At 66.2% G+C, this 8,041-nt stretch carries 8 protein-coding genes and 1 pseudogene; 4 read left to right on the top strand and 5 right to left on the bottom strand.

Annotation, left to right across the window (positions count from 1 at the left end):
* Positions 1 to 794: pseudogene (locus BDIM_RS00380) on the top strand (chromosome segregation protein SMC); the annotation flags it as partial.
* A 225-nt stretch (positions 795 to 1,019) separates the two neighbouring features.
* Here BDIM_RS00380 and BDIM_RS00385 read toward each other — a convergent pair.
* Positions 1,020 to 1,880: a WecB/TagA/CpsF family glycosyltransferase gene (locus tag BDIM_RS00385; RefSeq protein ID WP_003163575.1), complete on the bottom strand. Its 861-nt coding sequence runs from the start codon at positions 1,878 to 1,880 to the stop codon at positions 1,020 to 1,022.
* An 89-nt stretch (positions 1,881 to 1,969) separates the two neighbouring features.
* Here BDIM_RS00385 and BDIM_RS00390 point away from each other — a divergent pair, with 89 nt between their 5' ends.
* Positions 1,970 to 2,422, top strand: a complete 453-nt coding sequence (locus BDIM_RS00390; RefSeq protein WP_003163576.1) for a surface-adhesin E family protein — start codon at positions 1,970 to 1,972, stop codon at positions 2,420 to 2,422.
* An 83-nt stretch (positions 2,423 to 2,505) separates the two neighbouring features.
* On the opposite strand, the gene BDIM_RS00395 is transcribed toward BDIM_RS00390, so the two are convergent.
* From BDIM_RS00395 to cysK, 3 genes are all read right to left on the bottom strand, one after another.
* Positions 2,506 to 2,928, bottom strand: a complete 423-nt coding sequence (locus tag BDIM_RS00395; protein WP_040344688.1) for a Ros/MucR family transcriptional regulator — start codon at positions 2,926 to 2,928, stop codon at positions 2,506 to 2,508.
* A gap of 164 nt (positions 2,929 to 3,092) precedes the next feature.
* A complete protein-coding gene (locus tag BDIM_RS00400) occupies positions 3,093 to 4,310 on the bottom strand; it encodes a DUF2336 domain-containing protein (protein ID WP_003163579.1) in 1,218 nt (405 codons plus the stop codon).
* Between the two features lie 60 nt (positions 4,311 to 4,370).
* Positions 4,371 to 5,360, bottom strand: a complete 990-nt coding sequence (gene cysK / locus BDIM_RS00405; protein WP_003163581.1) for a cysteine synthase A — start codon at positions 5,358 to 5,360, stop codon at positions 4,371 to 4,373.
* Here cysK and BDIM_RS17320 point away from each other — a divergent pair.
* Positions 5,359 to 6,360, top strand: coding sequence for a hypothetical protein (locus tag BDIM_RS17320; protein WP_143276793.1), 1,002 nt, complete (start codon positions 5,359 to 5,361; stop codon positions 6,358 to 6,360). The genes cysK and BDIM_RS17320 overlap by 2 nt on opposite strands.
* Positions 6,361 to 6,363: 3 nt before the next feature.
* Here BDIM_RS17320 and BDIM_RS00420 read toward each other — a convergent pair whose 3' ends face one another.
* On the bottom strand, positions 6,364 to 6,846 hold the full coding sequence (locus tag BDIM_RS00420) for an Lrp/AsnC family transcriptional regulator (RefSeq protein ID WP_003163583.1): 483 nt from the start codon (positions 6,844 to 6,846) through the stop codon (positions 6,364 to 6,366).
* 85 nt (positions 6,847 to 6,931) lie between these two features.
* On the opposite strand from BDIM_RS00420, the gene BDIM_RS00425 reads away from it, so the two are divergent.
* Entirely contained in the window at positions 6,932 to 7,843 is a 912-nt protein-coding gene (locus BDIM_RS00425) for an EamA family transporter (RefSeq protein WP_040344449.1), read from the top strand.
* The last annotated feature ends 198 nt before the right edge of the window (positions 7,844 to 8,041 follow it).

The raw sequence follows: 8,041 nt of genomic DNA on the forward strand, positions 1-8,041 counted from the left end.
CCGAGGCCGCCGCCGAGAAGCTGGCCGAAAGCGCCTCCAACATCCGCGAAACGGCGCAGATGTCGCCCGAGGAACTGGGCAGGAAGCTGACCGACGACGCCATCGCCCGCCCGCCCGACGCGGCAGGCGCCGAGAGCCTGCTTTACGGCCTTGAACGCGAGCGCGAGGCGCTGGGCGCCGTCAACCTGCGCGCCGAGGAAGAGGCGGCCGAATACGGCGACCGGCTCAGCGCCATGAAGACCGAGCGCATCGACCTGACGCAGGCGATCGCCAAACTGCGCGACGGCATCGACGAACTGAACGCCGAGGGGCGCGAGCGGCTGATCGCCGCCTTCGACGTCATCAACACCAACTTCAAGACCCTGTTCGAGGCCCTGTTCGGCGGCGGTCAGGCCGAGTTGAAGCTGGTCGAGAGCGACGATCCGCTGGAGGCGGGTCTGGAGATCTACGCCTGTCCGCCCGGCAAGCGGCTGTCGGTGATGAGCCTGATGTCGGGCGGCGAGCAGGCTCTGACGGCGGCGGCGCTGATCTTCGGCGTCTTCCTGGCCAATCCGGCGCCGGTCTGCGTGCTGGACGAGGTGGACGCTCCGCTGGACGACGCCAATGTCGACCGCTTCTGCCGGATGCTGCACGAGATGCGCAGCCGCACCGACACCCGCTTCATCGTCATCACCCACAACCCGGTGACCATGAGCCGGATGGACCGCCTCTACGGCGTCACCATGCCCGAACGCGGCATGAGCCAGCTGGTCAGCGTCGACCTGCAACAGGCCGAAGAGATCGTCACGGCCTGACCTGGAGGCGCAGGGTCGAGACGGATGGAAAAAACAGAGTCCAATTCGTCTGAATCGTCTGAAATTGGCCCGGTCGTCTCCTTGTCAGCCCGCGCCGTCGTCGGCGCGCTGAGGAGTATGCGGGATGACTAGAAGACGGCCGGTCGATCCCGTCCAGTCGAGACAAAGGCTTAGGAATTCAAAGCCTCGACCAGCGTCATTGCGATGGCTGACGAGAGGCGCGGTTCAGCGTTTCCTGCGCCGCATGGCCTCTCGCACATCCGCCAACGCCGGGCCGATCAGGAACCAGGGCTCGATGCAGTAGCGGGTGAACAGCCGCTTGGGATCGGCGAACAGGCGGAACAGCCATTCGACGCCCAGCCGTCCCATCCAGCGCGGGGCGGCCTTCTGAACCCCGGCCTCATAGTCGAAGGCGGCGCCGACTGGCAGGATCGGAACCGGCGGCAAGGAGGCCAGATTATCCGCGATCCACAGCTCCTGGCGCGGCATGCCCATGCCGACGAACAGCACGTGCGGGGCGAAGTCCTTGATCGCCGCCAGAACCGCCGTATTGCCCAACGACCCCGGCGTGGCGTCGAAATAGCCGCTGAGCCCCTTCACCATCGCGCCCGGATAGCGGGTCGTCAGTCGCCGCGCCGCCTCTTCGGCCACGCCGTCCTCGCCGCCGACATAGAGGACGCGCCAGCCCTTGCGGTCGGCCAGACTCCAGAAATGATCGCGCCAGTCCAGATAGGTGCAGCGGTGCTGCGGACGCGCCGGATGGCCCAGAAGGCGGGCGAAATGGATCAGCGGCGTCGAGTCCAGTTCGATGAGGTCGGCCGCGTCGTACAGGCGCCGCATCCCCGGCGTGCGCCGGATCAGATAGAGGCTGTGCAGATTGTGGTTGGCGACGACGCTCTGGACGCCCGCCTCCACGCTGCGTTCGACGTGCAGCAGCACCTCTTCAGGACGCACCAGGTCGACCGGCTCGCCCAGCAGGGTGATGCGTTCTTCCGGACGGCGCGTCTGACGAAACGGCGCACGAACCCGTCGCCGCCGATCAGGCGGAGGGCCGGAAGGATCGAAACCGGAAGGCGCGTGGTACATGACGTCTGTCTAGCGCAGCCGTTTCAACGGCGGGTATGCGGACAGGGTTAACCGCCGCCGCTCGTTCGGTCATGTAAAAGGATGTCATCTTGCCCCTCGCCCTGCTGTTGACCGCCGCCCTCGCCGCCGCGTCCGCCCAGGAGACGCCCGTGATGGAGTTGGCCCTGACCGGCGTGGGCCGGTTCGCGGTCTTCGCGGATCGGGCCTCGATCACGCCCGACGGCGACGGCGTGCGGATGCGGTCCCTGCAGGTCAGCGAAGAAGACATGATGATCGGCGGCGTCGCCTATGTCGGGGGCTGGTCCTGGTGGCGGTTCGACTGCGCCGCGCGCACGGCTGACCGTCTCGACTTCGCCTCCCTGCGCGCCGACGGGACGGAAGGACCGCGCACCGCCGAAACCGCCCCGCCCTACGCCATCGCCCCCGGCGGCGACGCGGACGAACTGGCCGCCGTCGCCTGCGGCTCAGTTCGGCCCGAGACCTTCGCCTCCAGCGCGGCGGAGGCCGTGCTCATCGGCCGGGCGCGAATGACGGAAGACTGACCCTCTGCATTGACCTTCTGACAGCAAAACGCCCGCCCTTCGACCGAAGAGCGGGCGCTTCATGTCTTGGTCGCTGAGTAGAATTACTTACGCGACGCGCGGGCCGGCTTACGACCGCCTTGGCCCAGACCCATCTGCTTGGCCAGTTCCGAACGCGCCTTGGCATAGTTCGGGGCGACCATGGGATAGTCTTTCGGCAGACCCCACTTGGCGCGGTATTCCTCGGGGCTCATGTTGTATTTGGTGCGCAGGTGACGCTTCAGCGACTTGAACTTGCGGCCGTCTTCCAGGCAGATCAGGAAGTCAGGCGTGATCGACTTGCGAACCGGGACCGCCGGTTCCTGGGGCTCGGGCTCGGGCTCGACCGGAGCCACCGAAACGCCCGACAGAGCGGCGTGGATCTGAGCGATCAGACCCGGCACGGCGTCCGCCGAAACGGTGTTGTTGCTGACATAGGCCGACACGATGTCAGCGGTCATCTCGAGCAGTTCGGGTTTTTCTTCCATCTGCATCAGCCTCTTGCATGCCCCATTTTCAATCGACTGATCTGAATCGACCTGCCGTCGATCAGTTTCATACTTATGTTTCACATTGAAAGCAATGCAACGCGCGTTGCTCGCTTATGAAGCGAAATCAACGCCTGAATTCAGCTCGCACAGGAATGGCGATTTCAACGACCGAAGTTATCCGCCAAGGCGAGAGCCGCCGCACGCTCTGGCGCCGAGTATTCGTCGACCGCCTGGTCTTCCCCGTCACGGATCGCACGCAACAAGGCCGGCGTCAGGGCCGATGACAGCGACCAGTTCCAGTAACGCAGCACTGTCTGAGCGCGATCGACCGCCAGCATTTCATAGGTCAGTTGAACACGATCCCAGTCGGGATGCGCGGCGCCGTCGGCGGTCGTCTCAGGCCGCCGCATGGATCGCCACAAGGCCCGAAGATTTGGCCGCGTCAGCCCTGTCGCCTTACACAGTATAGCCACGGGTTCTCCGCCAGGATCGCTCATGATCTTGGCGGCGGTCAGCGGTTTGACGCCTGACAGATAGCCGATCTCGCTGACCAGTTCGCGCGACAGGCCCTGCGCCGCGGCCGCCGCCACGGCGGCTTCAAGATCAGCAAAGGGGCTCTTCTCAATCGCGGCGCGGTTTCTCTGGCGCCGTTCGATGAACTGAAGGGCCTTGCGCGCCACGGGATCATCCCAGCCCTCGGCCGCCGCCATGGCGAAGACGTCCTCGACGCTGGTCTGCATCACTTCACGCGAGACGGCGAACCGTTGCAGGATGACGCGTCGCTCGTCCGGTCCGCACCACCAGAACATGACATAGGCGCCGGAGGGTCTTAACTCGTGTCGCTTCAGCAAGGCCGCGCAAAGGTCGCGCGACGAGCGGCTGAGGGCGATCACGCCCTCAAGGCTGGTCTGGGTCAGACGTGCGGAGGGGTTGGCCAGTACGGCGGCGATCACCGCCTCTTCGCCCCAGCTCAGAAGGGTGTCCGTCACGGCCTCGGACAGGTCGCGCCGCGTCGCCATCATCAGTCGATGCTGGATCGTGGCGTCTCGCGCGCAGCCGATCAGGTCCGCATCCGACAAGGCGGCGCAGTCTTCCAGCAAGGGCGCCGCCACCTGAGGCTCGTCACGAATGAGCAGGCGCTTCAGCGCATCAGGCAACTCGCCCAAGGAGGCCAGGCGCTGGGACACGCGACGACGTTCCTCCAGCGGCGCCGGGCGCAGGACATCGACCAGCAAGTCGCCGGCCACCGCCCGTTCGAACGCATTGATCCGGCTGGCCGGCAGGCTGACGACATCGGCCAGCCGGCGCAGCAACACCTGCCGCGCCGTACGGCCGCGCGGCGCGTGCGTCTCTTCCAAACTGGCCTGGATCTCGCCCATGCCCGCAGCCTAGACGCCAGCGGTTAACCAGCAGTGCAGTTGCAGGGCCCGGACGCGCCGTTACAGCCCTTCGAACAGGGCCGTCGACAGATAACGTTCGGCGAAGCTGGGGATGATGGCCACGATGGTCCGGCCCGCATACTCATCCTGAGCCGCAAGGCGGAAGGCCGCCGTCAAGGCCGCGCCCGAGCTGATGCCGACCGGGATGCCTTCCTCGCGCGCGGCGCGGCGGGCCATGTCGAAGGCGTCCTCGTTCGTGACCTGCTCCACGCCGTCGATGACCGCGCGGTCGACCACCGCGGGGATGAAGCCCGCGCCGATGCCCTGAATCTTGTGCGGGCCGGGGGCGCCGCCCGACAGCACGGGCGAGGCCGTCGGCTCGACCGCGATCATCTTCACCGAGGGCTTCTTCACTTTCAGCGCATGGCCGACGCCGGTGATGGTGCCGCCGGTGCCGACGCCGGACACCACCACGTCCACGGCGCCCGCCGTGTCGTTCCAGATCTCCTCGGCCGTGGTGGCTTCATGGATGGCGGGGTTGGCCAGGTTCTCGAACTGGGCCGGGCTGACCGAACCGGGGATTTCCGCCAGCAGTTCCTCGGCGCGGGCGATGGCGCCCTTCATGCCCTTTTCGGCGGGCGTCAGTTCCAGCCGCGCGCCCAGCAGGGCCAGCATCTTGCGCCGCTCGATCGACATGCTCTCGGGCATGACCAGGATCAGCTTATAGCCCTTGGACGCCGCCACGAAGGCCAGGGCGATGCCGGTGTTGCCGCTGGTCGGCTCGATCAGAGTGGCGCCCGGCTTGATCTTGCCCAGTTGCTCCAGCGCCTCGACCATGGCCACGCCGATGCGGTCCTTGACCGAGGCGATCGGGTTGAAGAACTCCAGCTTGGCCAGCACCGTGGCCTTGGGCCGCAGCGCCGCCGTCAGATTGGGCAGCCGGACCAGAGGGGTGTCGCCGATGGTGTCGACGATGCTGTCATAGACCCGGCCCCGCCCCGCCTTCTTGTGGCGGCTGGCGTCATAGGCGGCTTGAGAAGCGTCGGACATGGGAAGGTCTCCGTGCGGCGATGTCGGCTCAACAGATAGGCCTTATACGCCGCGAACAAAGCAGACCCGCGCAGGAATTCTCAACGCACGTTCAGCATTCGTCGCTATCAACGTTTCCGCAAGCTCGTTCCGGCATGACCCGATGCTCAAAGACATAGCGACCAAGGGATGTTCTCGCGTGCAGGCAGTTGAGCTCAAGGGCGCCCGCGTGGTGCGCGCGCTACGTCGTTCATGTGATCCTGGTTCTCTCCTCGTAGACGTCGGCCTTGATGACGGACGCGAGGAGTTTTTGTGGCGCATCGTGTCGGTCCAAGAGGATATTCTTCTTCTTCGCGACGAGGATAGTGCGCGAACACGTCGCATGACGTTCGCCCTGGCCGCAGACGCGACATTCGTCGCTCCCGAAGAGCACGCGCTGATCATCGCCGTCACAGAAGCCGTCGATCCTCGCGAACACGCATTGGAGCAAGCTCTGCAAAGCCTGCGCCCATATTTACGCGGCGACCTGCTTAACGAGATGGACGCTCCCTTGATTCTTGAGGCGGTCCGCCACGCGGCCGCCGGACGCCTGCCTGACCGTACGACAAGAGCTCGCCAGGCTTCCGCCATCAAGGTCAATCACCAGTGGCGGCTAGGGGCCAGTGTCGCCCAAGGTTGGCTGAAACTCGCGCCGGAAGGGCAGCCCGCCTTCGACATCGACATGGATCTGGGCGTGTTTTTACGTCACGCCGGAGAGCCCAAGGCGGCTCTGGCGGCGATCCAAGAAGCGCTAAAGCGCCAACCACCGCCTTCGCTGCGAGAAGAGTCGATCCTGCGTACTCAGTGCGCGGCGTTGTTTGCGGATCTTTTTGAACGAGGAAAGCAGCGCGACCCCGACCTCTTGTCGCGCGCCTGGCGCGAAGCCTATCGCGCCCGCGACCTAGCGATGGGTGCCGCAGGCGGGCGCGACGTCCATGATGAGTTCAGTACGCTTTTCGCTCGCCTGGGCGCATTCGGCTGAATCTCATCGCACCAGGGCGCGACGGGCGGGATCGAAGGGCAGGACTTCGCGGATCGAGATCAGGGTCTTGAAGGCGCGGACGCGCGCGTCGTCGTTCAGCATCTCGCGGGTGAAGACCTCATAGGCCTCCATCGTCGGCACCACGACATAGAGGATCAGGTCGGTGTCGCCCGTCACATACCAGGCGGCCTGGACCTCCGGTCGGGCGGTCAGCTTGTCGATCAGGGCGTCCAGAACGGCGGTGCCCTCGCGCTCCATCTCGACCAGGACGTGCATGGTCAGGGCGCGACCCAGTCGGGCGGGATCGACCACGGAGACGTCGGCGATGATGACGCCCTCGTCGCGCAGCCGCCGCAGCCGCCGCGACACCGCCGATTCGGACAGGCCGACCTTTTCCGCCAACACGCGCGCGGGCTGAAGATTGTCGCGCCGGACCAGGGCCAGCAGTCGGCGATCGAAGGAATCGAGATCGATGTTTTCTTGCATTTGATACAAACATACGCCTGTTTCTTGCGTCGTGGCAGGTGAAATCAGCGAGAAACACAGACGGGTTTTGGCTAGGTTCCGCGCCATGTCCTCCCTGACGCTCGCCCTTCGCACGCCGCGCATCGCGGCCATCCTGCCCTATCTCGCCCTGATCGGCGGGATGGTGTCGCTTTCGGCCGGCACCTCCTTCGCCAAGACGCTGTACCCCATGGTCGGACCGGCCGGGACGGCGGCCCTGCGCGTGGGACTGTCGGCCCTGTTCCTTCTGCTGGTCTTCCGCCCCTGGCGCAGCGCCTTCACGCGCAGCGACCTGCGCGCCCTGGCCGTCTACGGCGGCGTCATGGGGCTGATGAACCTTAGCTTCTACATGGCGCTGAACACCATTCCGCTGGGCGTGGCGCTGGCGATCGAGTTCATGGGACCGTTGTCGGTCGCCCTGTTCAACTCGCGCCGCCTGATCCATTTCGTCTGGGTCGGACTGGCGATCCTGGGCCTGGGCCTGCTGTTGCCGCTGGACGGCAGCGTGGCGACGCTGGACCCGGTCGGCTGCGCCTATGCGGCGGCGGCGGCGGTGTTCTGGGCGGGCTACATCGTCTTCGGCAAGCGCGTCAGCCACCTGCCCAGCGGCGCGACGGTCGCCATCGGCATGTCCGTGGCGGCCATGACGGTGGTGCCGTTCGGCATCGCCGGCGCGGGCCTGGCCCTGTTCGACCCGAGGATCCTGGTCCTGGGCCTGGTGGTCGCCCTGGTGTCCAGCGCCCTGCCCTATACGCTGGACATGATCGCCCTGCGCCACATTCCCAAGCGCACCTTCGGCGTGGCGGTCAGCGGCGATCCGGCCATCGGCGCCCTGGCCGGGCTGTTCGTCCTGGGGGAGCACCTCAGCACCCTGCAATGGCTGGCCATCGCCGCCATCATCACCGCTTCGGTCGGCGCGGTGCTGACCTCGCCTTCCGATGAGGCTCAGCCGCTGCAAGATCCGGCCGCCCCCGCCTGACGACAGACGCGCGCCCATGAAGTTCCTGCTGTCCCGGCTGCAACGGCCGGTCCCCAACCTGATCGCCTGCCTGGTGTTCGGCGCCGTGCTTGCCCTGTTGATGCGGGGCGCGGTGAAGCTGCTGTTCTAAACTCTAGAACTCCGTCCATTCCTCAACCGCCGGGCCGTTGCCCACGGCGCGCAGGCGAGCGCGCTGCG

Origin of the sequence: Brevundimonas diminuta ATCC 11568, assembly GCF_000204035.1 — a bacterium.
GTDB classification, from domain to species: domain Bacteria; phylum Pseudomonadota; class Alphaproteobacteria; order Caulobacterales; family Caulobacteraceae; genus Brevundimonas; species Brevundimonas diminuta.

Coding starts and splice junctions, on each gene's coding strand:
- BDIM_RS00400 (WP_003163579.1), bottom strand. CDS start 4,310: ATGGGCGAGATCCAGGCCAGTTTGGAAGAGACGCACGCGCCGCGCGGC.
- BDIM_RS00425 (WP_040344449.1), top strand. CDS start 6,932: ATGTCCTCCCTGACGCTCGCCCTTCGCACGCCGCGCATCGCGGCCATC.
- BDIM_RS00395 (WP_040344688.1), bottom strand. CDS start 2,928: ATGGAAGAAAAACCCGAACTGCTCGAGATGACCGCTGACATCGTGTCG.
- BDIM_RS00385 (WP_003163575.1), bottom strand. CDS start 1,880: ATGTACCACGCGCCTTCCGGTTTCGATCCTTCCGGCCCTCCGCCTGAT.
- BDIM_RS17320 (WP_143276793.1), top strand. CDS start 5,359: ATGGGAAGGTCTCCGTGCGGCGATGTCGGCTCAACAGATAGGCCTTAT.
- BDIM_RS00420 (WP_003163583.1), bottom strand. CDS start 6,846: ATGCAAGAAAACATCGATCTCGATTCCTTCGATCGCCGACTGCTGGCC.
- cysK (WP_003163581.1), bottom strand. CDS start 5,360: ATGTCCGACGCTTCTCAAGCCGCCTATGACGCCAGCCGCCACAAGAAG.